The organism is Corynebacterium simulans (genome assembly GCF_001586215.1).
In the GTDB taxonomy this organism is placed as follows: domain Bacteria; phylum Actinomycetota; class Actinomycetes; order Mycobacteriales; family Mycobacteriaceae; genus Corynebacterium; species Corynebacterium simulans.
The window spans coordinates 1322495-1342373 of record NZ_CP014634.1 but is presented as its reverse complement, the minus strand read 5'-3'; the positions used below and the strand labels follow the sequence as shown (position 1 = coordinate 1342373).

22 protein-coding genes are annotated in these 19879 nt (G+C 58.2%); 15 read left to right on the top strand and 7 right to left on the bottom strand.

Annotated features, from left to right (window positions below):
- The first annotated feature begins 21 nt into the window (after window positions 1–21).
- On the top strand, window positions 22–852 hold the full coding sequence (locus tag WM42_RS06320; RefSeq protein ID WP_049192692.1) for an alpha/beta hydrolase: 831 nt from the start codon (window positions 22–24) through the stop codon (window positions 850–852).
- Window positions 853–949: 97 nt separating this feature from the next.
- Here WM42_RS06320 and WM42_RS06315 read toward each other — a convergent pair whose 3' ends face one another.
- Together WM42_RS06315 and WM42_RS06310 are read right to left on the bottom strand one after the other, a co-directional pair.
- Window positions 950–1447, bottom strand: a complete 498-nt coding sequence (locus tag WM42_RS06315) for a hypothetical protein (RefSeq protein ID WP_082787641.1) — start codon at window positions 1445–1447, stop codon at window positions 950–952.
- Window positions 1448–1535: 88 nt separating this feature from the next.
- Entirely contained in the window at window positions 1536–1931 is a 396-nt protein-coding gene (locus tag WM42_RS06310; protein WP_049151471.1) for an NUDIX hydrolase, read from the bottom strand.
- A 93-nt stretch (window positions 1932–2024) separates the two neighbouring features.
- Here WM42_RS06310 and WM42_RS06305 point away from each other — a divergent pair, with 93 nt between their 5' ends.
- From WM42_RS06305 to WM42_RS06295, 3 genes are read left to right on the top strand one after another with little or no spacing between them, the layout of a single operon-like run.
- Window positions 2025–2876, top strand: coding sequence for an ABC transporter ATP-binding protein (locus WM42_RS06305; RefSeq protein ID WP_062036350.1), 852 nt, complete (start codon window positions 2025–2027; stop codon window positions 2874–2876).
- A complete protein-coding gene (locus WM42_RS06300) occupies window positions 2876–3697 on the top strand; it encodes an ABC transporter permease (RefSeq protein WP_062036348.1) in 822 nt (273 codons plus the stop codon). The genes WM42_RS06305 and WM42_RS06300 overlap by 1 nt, the downstream gene beginning before the upstream one ends.
- 2 nt (window positions 3698–3699) lie before the next feature.
- Window positions 3700–3924 carry a helix-turn-helix transcriptional regulator gene (locus WM42_RS06295; RefSeq protein WP_049062476.1) on the top strand — a complete coding sequence of 75 codons (225 nt, stop codon included), beginning with the start codon at window positions 3700–3702 and terminating at the stop codon, window positions 3922–3924.
- Between the two features lie 251 nt (window positions 3925–4175).
- Here WM42_RS06295 and WM42_RS06290 read toward each other — a convergent pair whose 3' ends face one another.
- The 3 genes from WM42_RS06290 to WM42_RS06280 form a co-directional block, all read right to left on the bottom strand.
- Entirely contained in the window at window positions 4176–4697 is a 522-nt protein-coding gene (locus WM42_RS06290) for a hypothetical protein (RefSeq protein ID WP_062036346.1), read from the bottom strand.
- An 8-nt stretch (window positions 4698–4705) separates the two neighbouring features.
- Complete coding sequence (locus WM42_RS06285) at window positions 4706–5551, bottom strand: HNH endonuclease signature motif containing protein (RefSeq protein ID WP_235591334.1); 846 nt, start codon at window positions 5549–5551, stop codon at window positions 4706–4708.
- A 405-nt stretch (window positions 5552–5956) separates the two neighbouring features.
- Window positions 5957–7264, bottom strand: coding sequence for a M20/M25/M40 family metallo-hydrolase (locus WM42_RS06280; RefSeq protein WP_062036344.1), 1308 nt, complete (start codon window positions 7262–7264; stop codon window positions 5957–5959).
- Window positions 7265–7341: 77 nt separating this feature from the next.
- Here WM42_RS06280 and bioB point away from each other — a divergent pair, with 77 nt between their 5' ends.
- Genes bioB through WM42_RS06265 form a run of 3 tightly spaced genes read left to right on the top strand, consistent with a single transcriptional unit; the run spans window position 7342 to window position 9517 of the window.
- The gene (bioB, locus tag WM42_RS06275) at window positions 7342–8322 is read left to right on the top strand and encodes a biotin synthase BioB (RefSeq protein ID WP_062036342.1); all 981 of its coding nucleotides are present in this window, start codon (window positions 7342–7344) and stop codon (window positions 8320–8322) included.
- Window positions 8322–8564, top strand: a complete 243-nt coding sequence (bsaP, locus tag WM42_RS06270) for a biotin synthase auxiliary protein BsaP (protein ID WP_061919918.1) — start codon at window positions 8322–8324, stop codon at window positions 8562–8564. The genes bioB and bsaP overlap by 1 nt, the downstream gene beginning before the upstream one ends.
- 29 nt (window positions 8565–8593) lie before the next feature.
- A complete protein-coding gene (locus WM42_RS06265; protein WP_062036340.1) occupies window positions 8594–9517 on the top strand; it encodes a Sir2 family NAD-dependent protein deacetylase in 924 nt (307 codons plus the stop codon).
- On the opposite strand, the gene WM42_RS13215 is transcribed toward WM42_RS06265, so the two are convergent.
- Window positions 9417–9932 (bottom strand): hypothetical protein, encoded by a 516-nt coding sequence (locus tag WM42_RS13215; RefSeq protein ID WP_145915041.1) that lies wholly within the window; start codon window positions 9930–9932, stop codon window positions 9417–9419. The genes WM42_RS06265 and WM42_RS13215 overlap by 101 nt on opposite strands.
- A gap of 127 nt (window positions 9933–10059) precedes the next feature.
- On the opposite strand from WM42_RS13215, the gene WM42_RS06260 reads away from it, so the two are divergent.
- From WM42_RS06260 to WM42_RS06240, 5 genes are read left to right on the top strand one after another with little or no spacing between them, the layout of a single operon-like run.
- Entirely contained in the window at window positions 10060–11847 is a 1788-nt protein-coding gene (locus tag WM42_RS06260; RefSeq protein ID WP_061919922.1) for an HtaA domain-containing protein, read from the top strand.
- 29 nt (window positions 11848–11876) lie between these two features.
- Entirely contained in the window at window positions 11877–12929 is a 1053-nt protein-coding gene (locus WM42_RS06255; RefSeq protein ID WP_061919924.1) for a heme/hemin ABC transporter substrate-binding protein, read from the top strand.
- The gene (locus tag WM42_RS06250; RefSeq protein WP_061919926.1) at window positions 12913–13977 is read left to right on the top strand and encodes a FecCD family ABC transporter permease; all 1065 of its coding nucleotides are present in this window, start codon (window positions 12913–12915) and stop codon (window positions 13975–13977) included. The genes WM42_RS06255 and WM42_RS06250 overlap by 17 nt, the downstream gene beginning before the upstream one ends.
- Window positions 13974–14783, top strand: coding sequence for a heme ABC transporter ATP-binding protein (locus tag WM42_RS06245; RefSeq protein ID WP_062036338.1), 810 nt, complete (start codon window positions 13974–13976; stop codon window positions 14781–14783). Before WM42_RS06250 ends, WM42_RS06245 begins: the two co-directional genes overlap by 4 nt.
- Window positions 14784–14827: 44 nt before the next feature.
- On the top strand, window positions 14828–15076 hold the full coding sequence (locus WM42_RS06240) for a hypothetical protein (protein WP_061919930.1): 249 nt from the start codon (window positions 14828–14830) through the stop codon (window positions 15074–15076).
- On the opposite strand, the gene WM42_RS06235 is transcribed toward WM42_RS06240, so the two are convergent.
- A complete protein-coding gene (locus WM42_RS06235; protein ID WP_082787640.1) occupies window positions 15073–16050 on the bottom strand; it encodes an esterase/lipase family protein in 978 nt (325 codons plus the stop codon). The two genes, WM42_RS06240 and WM42_RS06235, sit on opposite strands and share 4 nt — an antisense overlap.
- A 319-nt stretch (window positions 16051–16369) precedes the next feature.
- Between WM42_RS06235 and amn the strand changes: the two genes are divergently transcribed.
- The 3 genes from amn (at window position 16370) to WM42_RS06220 (ending at window position 19828) form a co-directional block, all read left to right on the top strand.
- Window positions 16370–17773 (top strand): AMP nucleosidase, encoded by a 1404-nt coding sequence (gene amn / locus WM42_RS06230; RefSeq protein WP_062036336.1) that lies wholly within the window; start codon window positions 16370–16372, stop codon window positions 17771–17773.
- 43 nt (window positions 17774–17816) lie between these two features.
- Window positions 17817–18332, top strand: coding sequence for a phosphoribosyltransferase (locus tag WM42_RS06225; protein WP_061919934.1), 516 nt, complete (start codon window positions 17817–17819; stop codon window positions 18330–18332).
- 95 nt (window positions 18333–18427) lie between these two features.
- Entirely contained in the window at window positions 18428–19828 is a 1401-nt protein-coding gene (locus tag WM42_RS06220; protein ID WP_061919935.1) for a SulP family inorganic anion transporter, read from the top strand.
- Window positions 19829–19879 lie beyond the last annotated feature (51 nt).

Sequence of the window (19879 nt, the reverse complement as noted above, 5' to 3'; positions counted from 1 at the left end):
GCAGGGTCTATTCTGTGGGGCATGCGTCGAATTACCACCTTCCTCACGGCTTCTTTTCTAGCCGCTACCGTGTCCATCGCACCTGCTCAAGCTGCCACTTTTGAGACCTCAGTGCCAGAGAGCTATGGCATCAACGATCCGAGCTGCGTTTCTGATGTTGAGCCAGTGGTTCTCATTCATGGCACCAGCGATAATTCCTCGGCCTGGACGGATCTGATTCCGCGGCTGCAGGAGCAAAACATGTGCGTGTGGGCATTCGACTACGGCGCGGACGATGTCACGTTGCAGAATGCTATCCCGGCCATGAAGGCGATTGGGGATCTTGATGCTTCTGCTCGCGAGATTGCAGAGCAAATCGAGTATGTTCGGTCCGCTACTGGCTCTGACAAGGTCAACCTCGTGGGCCATTCCCAGGGCGGGCTGCACACCAAGACTTTCACGCAGCTCTACGGTTCCCCAGAGGAGGTCTCCCGTGTTGTCGCAATCGGTGGCGACTATCACGGCACTACGCTGAACGGTATGGGACCTGCGTTGAGTGATATTGCCAAGGTTATGCCGAAGCTGGCTGCCTTCTTGGGCACTACGGCCGGCATTCAGCAGCTGCAGGGCTCGGATTTTATTGAGAAAATGAACAAACTGCCCGATACCGCGCCGGGGGTTAAGTACACCTCGATCTATAGCCCGGCGGATACCACCGTCACGCCGAACGAAACCTCGAAGCTTACTGCGGTACCAGGCGCCGACGTTGAAAACGTCAGCTTGGGCGACGTCTGTGAGGCCCCAGCAGCGCATCCAGATCTGCCGCACGATTCTTGCGCGCTCGATCAGGTTATGTGGGGTCTTACCCGCTAATGATTCATGGGGCACTCGCTTGTCGACGTCGTGGCAAACAAGTGCGCTACCTGCCGCGAGTGGTTCGCCTGCACGCGGACGAGTACTTTCTGCCCTTCTAGAAGGAAGAAAGCTGCGAAACCTGGGACTGTGCCTGGGAGAAGAGATCCTGGATGATCTTGTTGATGTCCGGAATGCGGAAGACCTGCGGGCCAACCGGCACATCAACCGTAGGCTGACCCGGAACCACACCAACCGAAATTACGTTTGCTGGGGCAGGTGCTGGTTTTGGGGCAGGTGCTGGTTTTGGAGCCGGAGCGCCACCATTTAGACCACAACGCGCGATCGCCTCATCCGCGCGCGCGATGGCATCGCGGATTTCGCCACCACGCGGGTGGAAATTAGCAGCGGCGAGCGCCTGGGACTTCTTGGAGTTGTAGTCGGAAGCGTTGGTGTAATAGCGGCTTGCCTGATCGCAGGAGATCTGGCCCGCAGGAACCTTCGCGAGGTAGTCATCCACCATGTCGGCGGAGGCGGCTGGGGTGGCAAGGGAAACGGTGATTGCGGTGGCTGCAGTCAACAGTGCGGACTTACGTACTTTGCTCATGCAGGCCATTGTGCCATGAAAGTGCAGTAAGTGGAAGGTTTACTCGGCCAAGGACAGCATCTTCAACATATCGCTCTGTGCTGCTCATGACCGCAATCTAACAATGCTTCTCGCGTAGTGCAGGGGTTTTCAGAAGCGGTGCGAGTTCAACGTGAGGTTCGGCCAAATCTACCCATGCGTACTCGGCAATCTCCGCTGCAATGTTTGGGATGACAGGGGATGGATAGCTGAAGACATCTGCAATGACCTCATGATTTTCCTCGTTGGCGGCGGCTGCGCGGAAGGTGCCGCGTGGGCTAAGTAGGGCACCATCAAGCGTGACGCCAATTTCCTCTCCTACCTCGCGCACTGCAGCTTGGAGGGGCGTTTCGTCGGGGTCTGGTTTACCACCCGGAAACTGAAACGCGGTGGTGTTTTTCTTTCGCACGCAAAGGACATGGCCTTCTGAGTTGTGGAAAATGACAGCGCTTACGTGAATTTCTTGTGTTGGCATGGAGACGAGCTTATCAGGACATGAAGTAACCCCCTTCCAATATGTAGTACATGTGCTATCTTCTTTAGTGAGGATTGAACCGAAGGGAGTGTAATGACTCGAGTAATTGAAATCGACGGCCTGGCTTTCTCCTATGGTGCGAAGAAAGTTCTGGGCGGAGTGGACTTGCATGTTGACCCCGGCGAGGTGGTGTGCTTGCTTGGCCCAAACGGTGTGGGAAAGACCACGCTGCTGGAAAACATTGTGGGCACGTTGACTCCAACTGCCGGCAGGGTTCGTGTTTTCGGGCAGGACCCTCGCAGGGTAAAGGCCGGGTTCTGGTCTCGTGTGGGTTTGGTTCAGCAGAATTGGTCCGACCACCCCAAGTGGCGCGTTAAAGACCAGTTGGCATGGGTTGCGGGCATCCATGAAACCCACTCACCGGCAGCAATGGGGGTTGAGCAGGCGCTTGAGTTGGTGTCTTTAGGGGATAAGGAAAATCAGAAGATTTCGAGCCTGTCCGGTGGCGAGCGGCGTCGCCTAGATTTTGCGGCAGCGCTCATCGGTGGGCCTGAGTTGTTACTCCTAGATGAGCCGACGACGGGGCTCGATCCGGTCTCGAAGACACAAATGCACGACGTGATTATGGACCACGTGGATCGTTCCACCACGGTCCTTATGACCACCCATGACCTTGCAGAAGCTGAAAAGCTCGCCAGCAGAATCATCATCTTGGGTGAGGGAAAAGTCCTAGCAAACGGCAGCCCTATGCAGCTGCGCTCAGCACATTTGGGAACTGCGGAGGTCTCGTGGGTTGCAGATGGGGTGCGCAACGTTCATGCCACGGAAACGCCAGAGAAATTTCTGCAGAGCCTTCCTCTTAGTTCCATCTCTGAATTAACCGTGACGCGTCCGACGCTAGAGGATGCCTACCTTTCCATCGTGAAAAAGAATGGGGAACAGTAATGAAAATCTTCAAAGCAGCCCTCCGCCAGGCGGCAAGTGACATTCGGCCGCAGCTTGTAGGCGTCGGAGCGTTCATGGTGTTCGCGCCCGTTCTGTTTATCGTGGTGATGGTTCGCCAAAGCTCGCAGGAGATGATTGAGCAAACTTCGACTTCGTCGGTAATTCTCGCTGGTTTGGTCGGCAGCTTTTCGACGTTCGTGATAATGCAGATTGCTGCCGAGTTCTATAGCGACAGATTAGGCGGCGCCTTAGTGCGCGCGCGAATGTTGCCTAATGGCTCGTGGGTGTGGGCAATCGGCAAGACAATCTCTTGTGTAAGCGTCGTATTCATCATGCAGGCAGTACTGCTCTTTGCCGCACTTTTTATCTTGCCGAACCTAGAAATTTCATGGGGTCGTATTGTTCCCATGCTGGGCATCGCTTTGCTCTCGAATCTAGCCGCAGCACCTTTGGGGCTGGTGCTCGGTGCGTTCATGCGTGGGACATATTCACAGCTTGTCGGTTATGCCATCGTCATAGCGCTGTTTTCTACCAGCGGCAGCTTTATCTCCTTGGCTGACGTTCCTCGCTGGATACAGATTCCGCAGCTCATCCTGCCCTTCTACTGGTCCGGACACCTATCGCGGTGGATCTCGGATAATCCTGCGCAGTGGGAGTACGGCGGAGAATTCACCCCTGTGCTAGCTGTGGGGGTTCTTCTTACTTGGATCATCGTTGGATTTATAGTTGTTATTGCCTTGCTACGCTATAGCTTCCGCAAGGAGACTTTTGGCTCCCTCGCCAATATCCAATCCAAGACTCGGGCCCAAATCGGAATTTAGAAATGACTGAAGACATAGTTCACAACCGCATCGCTGTGATGCGTACTGACCGGCGAATCAGCCGGCGTGAACTCGCCGAGGCCCTAGGCATTCACTATCAGACGATTGGGTACCTAGAGCGCGGCGAGTCTGCACCGTCGTTGCATCTTGCTTTGCGTATTGCGCAGTATTTTGGAGTGTCGGTGGAATCCGTTTTTTCCTTGGATGAATTCCCGCCGTTGTCTTAGCGGTTTGCCACCTTATTTACTTGCTTTTCCATGAGCTGGCGGAGTGCTTGCTCATCGTGCGAGCTGACGCTGACGACGGCGCCGTCGACAAGCGCGTGCGCCACGAATTCGCTCTCGCCAGGTTCACCGACTAGCGGGTTCGCAGCGGTTCTTGTTCAACCTCGCTCCACCGGCCGCGGAAGATGAAACCCATCGGGGCGAAGGTGAGCACGCCGAAGTCGGAAATGCCGACGAGGATTTTTCGCCGATACTCAGCGATACATCGCTGCGGCGCCAATGAGCCACGGCCAGAATGCCATTGCCCACTGGGCTTTGCGATCATCGCCGGCAAAGCGCTTGATGTACGGCGCAAAGTGCCAAGCGGTGGCGAACATGCCTGCCACACCCACCGCGCACATGACTAATTGCACCCATGCGGGCCAACCGAGTGCATCCACAACCGTTGCTGTGTCACCAGCGCCAGCGGGCGTGATGACGAAATAACACACGCCTTCCATGATGGAAGCAAAGCTGAACCAGATCCACACCAGGCGTCTTGGTTGTAGCAGCGAGCAGATGATACCGCTGAGCAGGCTAAAGATAGGCCCGGCGGCCGCAATCAAAGCGGTGTGCGTTGGGATATCTTCGCTATGGGTCACCGCGAACGCAGAGAGGCTGGCGGAATGTCCCAACGCCAAGGTGGTGAGGAAATGCGCGCACTCGTGCAGAAACACCATGATGGTGGTTCCGATGATGGCGGCGAGGGTGGAATTAATGAGCAGTGTGCGAGGCATGGTTGTGACTAGCTCTTTATCTCCTCCTTTAAAGCAGCGGCCTGCTCGTGGGCACGGCGGCGCCTACTTGCGATGGCCTGCGCGAAAGTCTGCGTCCAGTTCTTCTCCGCGATGGGGCCGGTGGGCTCGGTGGCTTTCCACGTCCCATCTTCGAAGAGCCAGAAGATATCCCCGGTGTATGGGTCCATGATGTAGAAGGCTGTGCCATCCGTCTTGATGTTGTGGTGGTGTTGGCACAAGCAAGCAAGGTTTGCGGGGGTTGTTGGGCCACCGTCGGCGAAATTGACGCGATGGTCCGTTTGGCATTTATAGGCCGGATGGTTGCAGCCCGGGTAGCGGCAGGTTCCGTCGCGGCCTTCGACGTATTTTCGAATGTTCGCCGGAGTGATGTAGTTCTTGCTCTCGGCGTATGGGTCGACCTCGTGGACCTCCGAAGGGGAAACGGGAGTACGGGACCAACCGTGGCCTTGGATGAAGGTTGGCGCGCCGGGGATGTCAGTTGCTTGGTAGGTGTGCAGGATAACCTTTGGTTGGGCCTCGCCGAGGATGAGGCGCGTCATGGCCTGGGCGAGTGGAATCTGCTCGGCCTCGGCGAAGGCGCGTACCGCCTGGTCGACGCTCGCGATGGTTTCTGGATCTGCTTCCAGCGTTACGGAGAATGGGTCGGTGCTGTATCGACCACGGCGGCGCGTATCTTGCAGGGCAATCGTGTCATCTTCGGCGCTAATGAGCTCATTGAGTTTGCGCTTGATATTTGCTTGCGTGGGCGGGACTTGGTTCGCACGCTTTGGCGTGAGGTACTTGGTGATGCCTGCGTCGATGCGGGCAAGGGCGCCGGCAAGCGGCTCCCCCAAGCTTGTCTAAGGACTCGTTGATGGCGATAAGCCGATCTAAATCTAGGTGGAGATAGCGCTCTTGGAGAGCATGTAGTTCTGGCATGGATTCGAGACGATCTAAAGCCATGAAAATTTTGGATATGCGCGCCGGGCTAACACCGGTGGCAGAAAACATTCTCTGCACCGCGAGCTCAATATCGTTATCGAACTCCGGCAGATGCTCGCGCCAGAAGCGCAGCTCTGCATGCCGGATTTGTGCGGCGGCTTGGGCTATTTCGTCTTCGGGGTTGGTGTGAGAGTGGTAGGGCACTTTCATAGCAAGAGGTTCCTCACCGTTAAAGTGTTTCGAACTAACTTACGAATCACACTTTAAAACATGCCCCGGAAACGGCTTGCCGACGCCGACTTTTACCAGGTAGTGTCCTACTTTTCGGAAGAGAGGAACCGCGTTACAAGTGAGTCATAAGCGCGCACTGTAAGCTCCAAATCCTCGAGATAAAGATGCTCGTCGTGGCTGTGTAGCTGGGAGTTGGCGCTCGCCATATCGCGGGCTTCGGCATGCATGGCAAAGCCATAAGCGTTGCCGCCCATACGGCGCGCGAAACGCAGATCGGAACCACCCGTGGCGTGGACTGGAACCACATCTTTATCGGGGAAGAACTCTTTGGAGGTTGCCTCAATCGCGTGCCAGAGCTTCGTATCGGTAGAAGATTGCGTGGCGTCTTCCGTAATCAGGTGCTCGATTTCAACCTCGTCTGCAAGATCTCCTAGCGCCTCGCGCAGGAAGTCATCGAGCTCATCCTGGGTCTGGCCTGGGAAGGGGCGGATATCCATCTCCAGGTAGGCGTGGGAAGGCAGCACGTTGATTGCGCCGCCAGCACGTAGGACGGTCTCGGCGATGGTGGTGTGGCTAAAGGCGTGAGCGTACGCGGCAAGATCGCCGAACTTCGAGTAATCGCCGGTACCTGCAATTAGTGCCGCCTCTGTTTCTGGATCGAACTTGAAGGTCTTGACGAATCCCTCCCAGATCTCATTCGAAGCAACCGGCGGTTCAGCAGCGGCGATGCGGCGTGCGACCTCGCCGATCTTCAAAATTGCAAAGTCCTTGCCATAGGGCGTGGATCCGTGGCCGGCGTCGCCATGCACGTGGATGCGGCGCTGGCCGGCGCCCTTTTCGCCCACATTAAAGCCCACCGCGTCGGGTAGGTGGCTGCCGCCGGTCTCGGACAGGCAGTTCTTCCACGAAAACGCATCCGGGTGCTGCTCCGACATGAACTTCACGCCGAGCCCGCCGCGGGCTTCTTCGTCGGCCATGCCTACGAATGCAAGGGTGCCGCCCGGGTTGCCCTCCTGAGCAATCTTGCGGGTGACCGCCGCCATGGAGGCGGTAATAAAGAGCATGTCGACGGCGCCGCGGCCGTAGAGCTTGCCGTCTTCAATGAGGGCGTCGAAAGGCGGCTTGGTCCACTTCGGCTCGTCAACGGGAACCACGTCCGTGTGTCCCATGAGGGTAAGCGGCTCTTTTTCTGGATCGCCTGGGACGGTGACAACGATGCTTACGCGCGAGGGGTGGGATTCATAACGCGCGATGGAGACGTCGGTGCCCGCGAAGAACTTCTCCAAGGTGTCGGCGTTGCGCACCTCGTTGCCGGAGTCCGGCGTGAGGTCATTGACGCAGGCATTGCGGATGAGTTCTTGCAGTAGTTCCAGGGTGTCGTCGTAAAGCGTCATGCGTTTAAGGGTAGTCGCCGGGTGAAATTTCGGTTCTTTTAACAAAAATTGAACGACGTTCAAGTACGCTGCTCTCCATGAGCATTATCGATATCGCCCGTGATAAAGCCCTAGGCCAGGGAATTGGTCTTAGCCAAGAAGAATTGCTGGAAGTGCTGCAGGTTCCGGATGAGCAGCTCGAGGAAATCGCAGACATTGCGCACCAGACTCGCCTGAAGTGGTGTGGCCCGGATGTTTCCGTGGAGGGAATCATCTCGATTAAGACCGGCGGTTGCCCGGAGGATTGTCATTTCTGCTCGCAGTCCGGTCTTTTTGAGTCCCCGGTGCGTGCGGCCCGCCTGAACATTCCGGAGTTGGTGGAGGCCGCCAAGAAGACCGCCAAGACTGGTGCGACGGAGTTTTGCATCGTTGCCGCTGTAAAGTCGCCGGATGAGAACTTGCTTTCCCAGGTCGCGGAGGCAATCCCGGCGATTTTGGATGAAGTCGATATCGAGATTTCTTGTTCCCTTGGCACGCTGACCCGCGAACAGGCGCAGCGCCTGAAGGACATGGGTGCCCAGCGCTATAACCACAACCTGGAGACCTCTCGTTCCTTCTTCCCCAACGTGGTGACTACGCATACCTGGGATGAACGCAAGGAGACCCTGGAGAACGTGCGCGCGGTGGGCATGGAAGTATGCTCCGGCGGCATCATCGGCATGGGTGAGTCCTTGGAGGATCGCGCCGAGTTCGCGTACCAGCTCGCGCAGCTAAACCCATGCGAGGTTCCGATGAACTTCCTCGATCCGCGCCCCGGCACCCCATTCGCGGATTACCCGTTGGTTCCGCTGGGTGAAGCGCTGCGCGCCGTTGCCGCTTTCCGCTTGGCGATGCCGTCTGTGACCTTGCGCTTTGCAGGCGGCCGCGAGCTTTCGCTTGGCGACGACGGTACGGAGAAGGGTCTGCTCGGCGGCATCAACGCGATCATTGCGGGCAACTACCTGACCACGCTTGGCCGTCAGATTGAAAAGGACGTCGACATGCTGGGCCGCATCGATCTGCCGATCAAGGCTCTGTAATGGATGAGTTGGCTGCTGCCGTATTGGCAGGGGAGGAGCCAATCTTCCATCCGAATACCGGCGAGCCGTTTAAAGACGCGCACCTGCATCCAGCGGCGGCAGCCGGCTTGGACGTGCCGCGTTTTTGCCAGATCTGCGGGCGGCGCATGGTGGCGCAGGTCCGCCCGGACGGTTGGAGTACGAAGTGTTCGCGCCACGGAGAGTTGGATTCGGATTGGCTCTACGTGGAGACCCTTCCCTAGCTTGGCCCGAGTTGTCCTAAATTGGAGGCATGGATCCCGCCGTTGAATTAGCCCACAAGTCCGCGTTGCGTTCTATTGAGCGCGTCGTCACGGAGACCGCGGAACCGACGCAGCCAGGGCTTGCGCTTAGCGACGTCGCCAAGCAACTGCGTGCAGGTGGCGTCATGGTGCTCACGGGGGCGGGGGTGTCCACGGAGTCGGGCGTGCCGGATTATCGCGGCCCGAAAGGTTCGTTGAGCAGGCATCGACCCATGACTTACCAGGAGTTTCGGCACGATCCCGCGGCCTCGCACCGCTACTGGGCGCGTGCCTTTGTGGGCTGGCGCGTGATGGATACTGCGCGCCCGAATCGCACGCACTACGCCTTGGTGGAGCTCGAGCGCGCCGGGCTGCTCAGTGGGCTTGTCACGCAGAACGTCGATGGCCTCCACAAGGAGGCGGGGCAGAAAAATGTCGTTGCCTTGCACGGTGACATGAAGCACGTGGTTTGCCTGAACTGCGGGAACGTGGAAGAGCGCGAGCTTTTCGACGTCCGCGCGGAGACCCTCAACCCGGGCTTCTTAGCGCGCTGGGGGGTCAGCGAGGACCAGGTCAACCCGGACGGTGACGTGGCGCTTTCGCAGGAGGCCGTCGATGAGTTTGTGATGCCGCCCTGCGTTGTGTGCGGCTCACTGCTCCTCAAGCCGGACGTGGTCTACTTTGGGGAACCGGTTCCGGCCGCGAAGAAGGATGCGGCCTATGAGATTCTGGCTGGATCGCGCTCCCTGCTGGTGGTGGGCTCCTCGCTGGCCGTGATGAGCGGTTTCCGTTTTGTGCTCGACGCCAAGAAAGCGGGTAAGCGGGTATCCGTGATTAACGGTGGTCCGGGGCGTGGGGATAATCGTGTGGATACGCTGTGGCGGACGCAGGTTGGTCCGGCTTTTGACGAGCTGCTCGACGAGCTGTCCATATAGGGTTCAGTCCCGGCATAAACCAAATGATGAGTGCCGCAACGAGTGCACTGAGTACACCTACGTGAAGTAAGTACTTGACCGGCGTGAACCACCACGCCGCCAGCGTGCCCGCGATGATCAACAACCACAGGGAGGGGATGACGTAGCCGGATGCCACGGTGGTGTTTTCATACCAATTGAGGTTGGGGAAGCGCCCGCGTGCTTCCGCGCGGATGCGGCGCTGCGGTTTGTGCGTTTGAGCCACGGCGCAGAAAAGGACAAATGCGAGCCCAGCGGCCCCAACGATGAGGTTCCCGGTTGCTCCGCCGAATACGAGAGTGGCTACGGCCACGGCGATGGCGATGCGTTCGCCTACCGTGAGCGGTAGGCCGACTGCTGGATCTACATCGGGGTAAATGTTGCGGAAAGCGTCCACGGAGGGGGTGTTTTCTGTGGTCAAAGAGGGGTACACGGTTGACGCCTGCCTTTTAAGTTAGGTAAGTATAACATGCATTAAGTAAGCCTAGCCTATCTAAATCTCTTCGTTAAGGTGACTCACTCTCATGAAAAGAACCCTTCTTGCATGCCTTGCCTCCGCGTTCTTGGTTGCAGGTCCGGCCGCTGCGCTGACACCCCAAACAGCCCATGCGGCAGAAAACTGCACCTGGAACTGGGGAATTAAGCAATCATTCCGCAACTACATCAAAGGCAACATTGCACATGGTTCGTGGGGCGCAAATGGCATTGGTTTCACAGGTGATGAACGCGGTCAGGGTGCGTTTACCTTCACGCCGACAAAGGCCAGTGTGGAAGGGGACTCGGTGGTGATCCCCTTCAACGGAAACCTCAGTTTCAAGGGGCACAACGGCGTCCTTGACATGAACTTGTCCGACTTCCAAGTCCACGCCTCGGGAAACCGCGCAGAGATCTCGGTGGACTACGTCTCTTACGAGCTCGATAGATCCGCCATGGCCCGAGGCCAGGAAATCCGGGGTGACAATGAAGTCATTGCGATTATTGACCTGCAGAATCCGGTCAAACCCGAGAGCGGCTCGGTCAACCTCACCGGCTCCACCACTTTGACGCAGGGCGGAAATCGCCTCTTCACCGGCTTCTACGAGCCCGGCGAAGCCTTGGATCCTTCCTCGGGAACTGTGGGCCTTGATGGTAGTTGCGCGGCAGGCAAAGGCACCGGCGATGTCCCAACGTCGATCACTGGTAAATTTACCGGCTTCAACAAAGAGGCCATGGCAATCCTGTCCGAGACTAACGACACCATGAATGGCATCACCACGTTCATGGGTAACACCGAGAAATTCTTGAGCCAGCTCAAGTCCTTTTATGGCGATTCCGCTGGTAATTCCGGTGGTACTGCGGCAGGCGGCTCCAACGGGGCATCGCACAGCGCAGCGCAAAAAGGTGGTGACACCAAGAGTACGGGTGCGTCTACAGCTTCCGGAAACGGAAGCCAGTCCGCAGGAACCAAGGCCGAAACGGGAACGCAGGCTGCAGGAGCTGCGGCTGCAGGAAGCGCTGGCAACGGGGACGAGAAGTGCGAGGCCACTGGCGTTACCCAAGCTAGCGCTGCATGGGGTGTAAAGAAGTCCTTCCAGTCCTACATCACTGGCTCGATTGCGCAGGGCCGCTGGGACCTTAACGCAGTGGGTTACGAAAATGAGCGCTTCACCTTTAACGGCAACTCCGGCGCTGTAAACGGGAACGCAGGCAGCATTCAGTACTCCGGCTCGATGCACTTTAGCGGTCACCACGGCAAACTCGATCTTAATATCTCCAATCTCGCGGTCACCTTCAACGGCAACTCCGGGCAGCTGATTGGTGACGTCAGCTCTTCCAACATGGAAGGCGAAAAGAAGGACTTTGGCCGAACCGTAATCGGTGATCTCAGCTTCAGCTCCCTCGACGTGGGAGAAAACTCCCTACAAGGTGAGGCGAGCGTGGCCCTGAGCGAGACCGGCTCCGAGGCTTTTGCTGGTTTCTATGAGCCAGGCACACAGCTGGATCCGCTCTCCATCAGTGCAGACCTAGGAGGCAGCGCAGATTGCGCTGCCGTCACAGGCGGTGGCTCTGGCGTCGCGGGCACCTCCGGCGGATCTAAATCCGGATCTACTGGTGCTGGCGCGGCAGGCAAGAACGCAGACGCAGCATCGCTGACAGGCGGCGAGTCGCAGGGCTACCAGGACGGATCTGGCAACTTCAAGATCAAGTCTGCCGCAGCGCAGGACAAGGGCTTTGAGTGGGGCGACTCCCGCACCTACCTGCTGCTGCTCATCGCCGGACTCGTGATCGCGGGCGGCTCTACTAGCCGCTTGGTCATGCAGAACCCGGCTTAACCAGCTTAAAAAGAGAAAAGACCTAAAACATGAAAAAGTTCTCCTCTATTTTTCTGACGCTGGTGTGCGCGCTGACTCTCGGCGCGTGTGGCGTCCAAGGCGGGTATGAGGACCTCACGAGCGAACTGCCCGCAGCAGATAGCGTGAGCGACCCTCGTTCCTTTACCGGACTAAGTAACGTCAGCGACTTCAAAGACATCGAACCAGTGGCGGATTCCGTGGAACCGCAGCTGCCAGTAGAACTCACGGACGCTGACGGCAACGATGTGACCGTCAATGACGTCTCGCGCATCTTGGCTCTCGACATCTATGGCACCTACACCAAATCGCTGACTGGCTTAGGCCTAGCGGACAAGATCGTCGGTCGCACTGTTTCCTCAACCGAACCCAACCTACAGGATCTGCCGGTGGTTACCGAAGGCGGACACAATATCAATGTTGAGGCTGTTCTCTCGCTCGAGCCCACGCTGGTGATTGTCGATCACTCCATCGGGCCGCGCGACGCAATCGATCAGATTCGCGCCGCTGGCGTGACCACTGTGGTCATGGAACCGCAGCGCACCATCGATTCGGTTGGCGAGGACATTGCGAAGCTTGGCGGGGTCGTCGGCCTGCCCGAAGAAGCAAAGGAGCTGGGGGAGAGGTCAATTAAGGAAATCGATGAGGCGAAGGCCGCCATCGCCGAGCTGGTGCCAGACGAGCCCATGCGCATGGCATTCCTCTACGCGCGTGGCAACGGTGGTGTCTTCTTCATCATGGGAGAGGGCACGGGCGCCCGCGACCTCATCGAGGGAGTCGGTGGCGTGGATCTCGGAACCGAAAACCATCTGTCCTACGCCGAACCAGCAAACGCCGAGGCCTTGGCCAAGATCGACCCCGAGGTGATCATCATGATGACCAACGGCTTGGAGTCGACCGGCGGAATCGACGGCCTCATGCAGCGCCCAGGTGTCGCACAGACCACTGCCGGAAAGAAGCAGAGAATCGTCACCATCCCGGATGGGCAATCCTTGGCTTTCGGGCCGATGACGGGGCAGACGCTCATCAAATTGGCGAAGGCAGTTTATGCTCCAGACGCTTAATACAACGCTGAACGCACAGCCTGACGTTTTTGAGAAGCGCCAGCGCAAAAGAACGTGGGTCTTCATCGTCCTGGCGGTGCTGCTGTGTGCCGCTGCGCTGGTCTCCATCGTGTTGGGCCAGTACTACGTGCCTGTGCAGGATCTGTTTCCAATCCTTGCCGGCGGTCCGCACCAAGAGGCCTTGTCCGCCAATGTGGTGTGGGAGATTCGCCTTCCACGAATCGCACTGGGCTTTTTGGTCGGGGCGTCGCTTGGCGTGGCTGGCACCTTGATGCAGGCCGTCTTTGCCAACCCCTTGGCAGAGCCCTCCATCATCGGCGTGACCTCCGGCGCTGGCGTGGGCGCCGCCGTGGTCATCGTCTTCAACGTCTCCTTGCTGGGCACCTTCATCGTGCCTGCCGCAGCTTTTCTCACGGCACTTGCCGTTACCGCGTTGATCTATCAACTCGCTCGCCATGGCGGACGCGTGGCCGTTGTCAACCTGATCCTGACCGGCATCGCTATTAACGCAGTGTGCAATGCGGTCATCTCCTTCATGGTTTATCTGGCGCCCACCGCCAACCGGGAGCAGATCATTTTCTGGCAAATGGGATCCCTCAACGGCGCGCAGTGGAAGCACGTCTGGGTGGTGCTACCAGTGGCTGCATTAGGAGCGTTCGTGGCTTTCCGCTTGGGTGAGCAGCTCGACGCCTTAGCCTTGGGCGAACGCGCGGCGGGGCATATCGGCATCAACGTCCAAAGGTTGCGTATCGCCGCGATCGTTGCTTCTGCGGTGCTGACCGCGGGCGCAGTGTCCTTCGCTGGCCTCATCGGTTTCGTGGGACTCATCGTGCCGCACCTGTTGCGCACCATCGTGGGGCCTGCGAACAAAATCTTGTTACCAGCCTCGGCTCTTGCTGGCGCGGTACTCATCGGGTTTGCCGACGTTGCTGCACGTACGCTGATTCCCTTTGCGGACTTGCCCATCGGAATCTTCACCGCGCTAGTGGGTGGCCCCTGTTTCTTTGTGTTGTTGCGGCGGATGATGCGAAAAGGGATGCACTCATGATTTCGGTGCGGGGACTTACTGTTGAAATTGGGCACCGCAAGCTTGTCGACGCCGTTTCTTTCGACGCGCAACCTGGCGAGGTTACGGGTCTCATCGGGCCGAATGGCGCCGGCAAATCGACGGTATTGGCCGCGGTCGCGGGAGACCTTGAATACTCCGGAAGCGTACAGCTGGCTGGGCTTGACCCCACGGGGCTTTCCCCAAACGAACTGGCCCGTCTGCGGGCAGTGATGCTGCAGGATGTTGGAGTGTCCTTCGAGTTCTTAGTGCGCGACGTGGTTGCGATGGGCCGAAGTCCGTGGGCGGGCACTTCATCTGAGGCTGAGGATGAAGAGATCGTCGCCGCGGCCTTAGCTGCTGCCGACGTCGCGCATCTGGCCGGCCGTGACGTCGTTACGCTGTCGGGCGGTGAGCGGGCACGGGTTGCTTTGGCCCGTGTGCTCGCGCAGCAAACCCCGGTTATCTTGCTCGATGAACCCACCGCTGCCCTGGATATCCACCATCAGGAGCAGGTACTTTCCTTGGCCCAAGCACTGGCTAAGCAAGGCGGAATTGCAGTCCTTGTGGTGCTGCATGACCTCAACGCTGCTGCCGCGTATTGCGATCACATCGTGTGCATGGCGGACGGGAAGGTGGTGGCCCACGGAACCGTGCCGGAGGTCTACGCCGATGCGGTCTTGTCCGAGGTTTATGGATGGGACATCACGGTAGCTGAGATCGATGGCCGGCTGTGCGTGTTGCCGCAGCGCTGTCCGCCCACGGGCATCGACTCACTTATCTCCACATACAAATTGTCCAACATTTAAATCGATCAATACTCAAATCTCAACACTTTGTCTAAGGAAAAATCATGCGAAAACTAGCCCTTGTTGTCGCGCTCTCCAGCTCCCTTCTCTTGGCACCGCAGGCGAGCGCCGAGCAAACATGCGACCCCACCCAAACCTGTGCGGAACCAGCACAGCAACAGACCTCCAGCTTCGCTGAAGCATGGAATTACATCTTGGGTTTGACCGCGCTCGGTGGAATGTTTGCCATCATCGGTCATGCGATCATGAAATCGGGGCTACTTCCCGCAATGCCAGCGCTGCCGAGCATCTAGTTAATGAGCTTAAGGAGCGTGCGTACGATGGCGTGCACACGCTTGTCCAGTGGCATGTCCTCGTGCATGACGACGGCGCGTTTGTCGAAGTCCTGAACGTAGATGTTGCGCACGGTGCCGTCCTTGACCTTGCTGCCGTCTAGGAAGCACGTCTCGGGAGGAACCACCACGGCGTCGTTCTTCGTGGCGATGCACGTGTAGGTCACGCCGGGCTCGAGGTCGCCGTCGACGTTTGTATCGAGGAGGATCTTACTTCCGACGATTTGCTGCATGCCGGCTGGTCCGAACCAACCATCAATGATGGAGCGCATCACCGCTTCTTGGCGTCCGCTGCGCACAAGTCGGCTGACGATTCCGCCCTGCGTCGTGCCGTGGTTGGGGGAGCTTAGGCAGATGAGATGGCGGACCTTTTCGGCGCCGCCATCGATGCGCATCCAGTAACGGGCTAACAGCCCACCCTGAGAGTGACCGACGAGGATAGCTTTTTCTACGCCGGTAACGTTGAGGACTGCATCAATGTAGGAGCCCAGTTGTTGAGAAGACTCAGGGATGGGCTGGGTTGCTCGGTTGCCGTAGTCAGGGGCAAAAACTGCCCATCCGTCCTCGCGGAGTTGGGTGCCGAGCAGCTGCCAGATGCCTTTAGTGTCGCAGGTGCCGTGAATGAGGATTACTGGCCAGGGCCGCTCCGGCGTTGGGCGGGCGGACCAATCGTCCTCGAAGATGCCGCGGGGTTTGATGCGTGCGCCGAGGGGGAGGGTGGCTGCGGTGTCCGCTTCTAGGATCTTTTCTCCGGGCGTGGAGTCGGGGCGTGCGTGGAGGCGCGAGGCGATTTCTTGGGAGACGTCCTCGCGCAACGCGATTGCGGTTGCAGGGGTTGCGATTCCATAGCGCGGTGAGTCTTCACTGGGGCGCCAAAACTTCCCGAGTTGCGCGGAGATTGAGTTTCGCAATTCAACGATCGGATCTGGTGCCATGTGTCAAAATTGTACCCTTGATCCATTTATGCACGTCATGGGCAGTTTTATGAAGCAGTTTAAAAATTTTGGAAAACGCTTGACCATCATCCAAAAGTTTTATAAACTAAGGCTTGCCTAATCACGGGCGGTTACTTGGGAAGATGCGCTCCACTTCTTTACCAGGTGCCGAAGATTAGTCATGGGGAGAGGGCCCGCCAGTGCGCAGCTGGCGGGCCCTCGTTAATTCAATAGCCTTGGGGCAGTCTAGCGGTCCCTCGACGGTTTCCCGGCACCGTTGAAGCTGCCGAAATGGTGTACCCGAATTACACTCGCTGGCATGACTGACCTGCAGCATGCCCACTTTGTTGAAGAGGCAGTATGCCGTCTCATCGAGCTCTATGACAGCTCGTGCTCCGTCGCGCGTAAATCCCTCGCGACGGGGGATTTCGATCGTTATAGGCACGTGGTCTATCCCAAAATCACTGTGCACGTGCGCGAATGGCAGCCCATCGACCGTTCCGAACCCTTTGGATATGTGGACCAAGCTGGCCGCTTTTCTGCCGTCATTTCCAAACCTCAGCTCCTGCGTGATTACCTCACGGAGCAGCTATCAAGGCTGACGGAGAACTATCCCTGTGACATTTACGTAGGCCAGTCGAATGAGCTCATTCCACCGGAGTACATCCGTGACGCCGGCTCAGTGCCCGAGAACCGCGGTGAGATACCGCGCCCCACTCTGGACGAGGTCAACGATGCCATCATCGACGGCGAGTGGAAGGCCTTCCACGGTAAGGAAAAACCGCTCTTCCACTTTGGCCCGCAGCGCTTCGACATCGCGTGCGCGCGCATCGAGCACTACACCGGCATCGAGGTCGACACGGTGCAGAAGTACATCCTGTTCACCAACTATGCCATGCACACCACGGAGTTTGTGAAGTTTGGCCTGCGCGAGCTCACCAAAGAGGATTCCCGCTACACGGCGCTGGTGTTGCCTACTGGGGAGACGATCCACTCGAATGACGCCGTGCTTCTCGACGTCGACGAGCTCACCCTAACCTCCCGCTATCAGATGCCACGCTTTGACCTCATCACGGCCAGCGGGGACGGAATCACGATGATCAACATTGGCGTTGGTCCATCCAACGCCAAGACAATCACGGACTGCCTTGCTGTCCTGCGCCCCGAGGCGTGGATCATGATCGGGCACTGCGCTGGACTGGACGGCCGCATGCGTATCGGCGACCTCATCCTGGGTAACGCCTATCAGCGCGAGGACCACATTCTCAACCGCAAGGTGGGCGCGGGGAATCCGATTCCCGCTATCCCTGAAGTGCAGCGCATGCTGGAGGCCTCCGTGCGAGAGGTCTACGGTGACGATAATCCTTTGATGCGTACCGGCACGGTGCTCTCGACCGACGACCGCAACTGGGAATGGCGCACCTCCCGCGACCTGTGGGAGTGGCTACAGCACTCCACCGCTGTGGCGGTGGATATGGAGTCCTGCACGCTGGCGGCAAACGGTTACCGCTACCGCGTTCCTTATGGCACGCTTCTGTCCGTCTCCGATTTGCCTTTGCATGCCGTCCCCAAGCTGCCCGCACAAGCGCAGGCCTTTTACTCGAACTCTAAGGAAGCGCACGTGATGTGCGCGGTGCGCGCAGTGGAGCAGCTAGCAGGAAATCCCTCCCGTTTGCACACAAGAAAGCTCAGAAGAACTTTGGGCGAGGTTCCTTTCCGATAGACTATACGAAAAGATTCGTCGGTCGAAGGAGCAGGCAAGCCGCATGAGCGTCCCAGAATGGTTTAACTCAGAACGCGAGAACCTCACGTGGGAAACATTCGGCGAGGCAAGCCGAGCGCTCTCCCAACAAGTCATTGATTCTGGGTGGTTCCCTGATCTCATCGTGGGCGTGGCCCGTGGCGGCCTCATCCCAGCAGGCGCCATCGGCTATGCAATCGGCGTCAAAGAAATGGGCGCAATCAACGTGGAGTTCTACACCGACATCGGTGCGACCTTGCCCGAGCCAGTTCTGCTTAACCCGCAGCTGGATATCGAATCCTTGCAGGGCAAGAAGGTTCTGGTGGTCGATGACGTGGCCGATTCTGGAAAGACCCTCGATCTCGTGGTCAACCTGCTGGCGGAAACGGCCGCTGAGGTGAAGTCAGCCGTTATTTACACCAAGCCCACGACCATCTTTGAGCCGGATTTCTCGTGGAAAAAGACAGATGCCTGGATCAATTTTGCGTGGTCGGTTCTGCCTGTTATCACTGTTGACGGTTCTTTTAGGGAAGGGGCCTAGGGGCCGCTAGAGTATGTGCGGTGTCTCAACAACCCGCACCTACTTCTGTTCTCGGCAGTTTTAAATACGCATTTTCTTCGCCAGCGCGCTTTCGTATGGAGGTCTTCGGCGGCCTCGCGGTAGCGCTGGCGCTGATTCCTGAGGTTCTCAGTTTTTCCATCTTAGCGGGGCTCGATCCGCGCGTAGGTTTGTTTGCCTCGGTGATCATGGCAATCTCCATCGCGTTCACCGGCGGACGCCCCGCGATGGTTTCTGCGGCGGCGGGCGCGGTGGCCTTGGTTATTGCGCCGTTGTCGCACAGTCACGGCCTTGACTATGTGGTGGCCACCATCATGCTGGCCGGCATCTTGCAGATCATCTTGGCGATGCTGGGCGTCGCCAAGCTTATGCGTTTCATCCCGCGCTCGGTGATGACCGGATTCGTCAACGCTTTGGGCATCATGATGTTTACCGCGCAGCTGCCGCATCTTAAGCATGTGCCGTGGATGGTATACGTGCTGGTGGCAATGGGGCTGGTGATCATGCTGGTGCTGCCGCGGCTGACCACGGTGATCCCTGCGCCTTTGGTGACCATCCTGGTGGTCACGGTGTTGGCTATTGCTTTCGGGTGGAAGGTCCCGGACGTGGCCGACCAAGGTGAGCTGCCTACGAGCCTGCCGGGATTGTTTATTCCGAACGTGCCGCTGAATCTGGAGACGCTCGAGCTCATCGCTCCTTACGTGGTTGGCGTGGCTCTGGTGGGACTGATGGAATCGCTGCTGACGGCGAAGCTCGTCGACGACATTACGGACACGCACTCCGATAAGACGCGCGAGTCCTTAGGCCAAGGCGTGGGAAACATCTTGTCCGCACTGATTGGTGGAATGGGTGTGTGCGCGATGATTGGCCAGACCATGATCAATGTGAAGGGCGCGCAGGCACGCACGCGCTTGTCGACGGTCCTCGCCGGCGTCTTCCTGCTCATCCTCGTCGTGGTCTTGGGGGAGACCGTCGGCCGCATTCCTATGGCGGCGTTGGTAGCGGTGATGATTATTGTCGCTGGTACGACCGTGGATTGGCATTCGATTAACCCGCGCACGCTGCGGCTTATGCCGCTTTCGGAAACAGTGGTCATGCTGGTAACCGTGGTGGGCACCTTGCTTACCCACAACTTGGCAGTGGGTGTGGTCGCCGGTGTGCTGGCGGCGTCGGTGGCTTTTGCTCGCCGCGTGGCGCATTTCGTGTCGGTGGACTTGGAGGGAAACACCTACTTTGTGCGTGGGCAGCTTTTCTTCGCGTCCTCGAACGATCTGGTTTATGCCTTCGACTACACGTTGCCGGAAGAGCACGTGGTTATTGACCTAAATGGCGCCGAAATTTGGGATGCCTCCACGGTGGCGACGCTGGATTCGGTGCAGGAAAAGTATGCCGACCGCGGGGTCGAGGTGGAATTCCGGGGCTTGGATGGTGCGAGCTTGCAGCGCTTGGAGCGTCTGAGCGGCAAGTTAGACAGGTAGTTCTTTTGGTTGATTTTCTCCTTAAATATTGATTTTTAGGTAACCCTAACT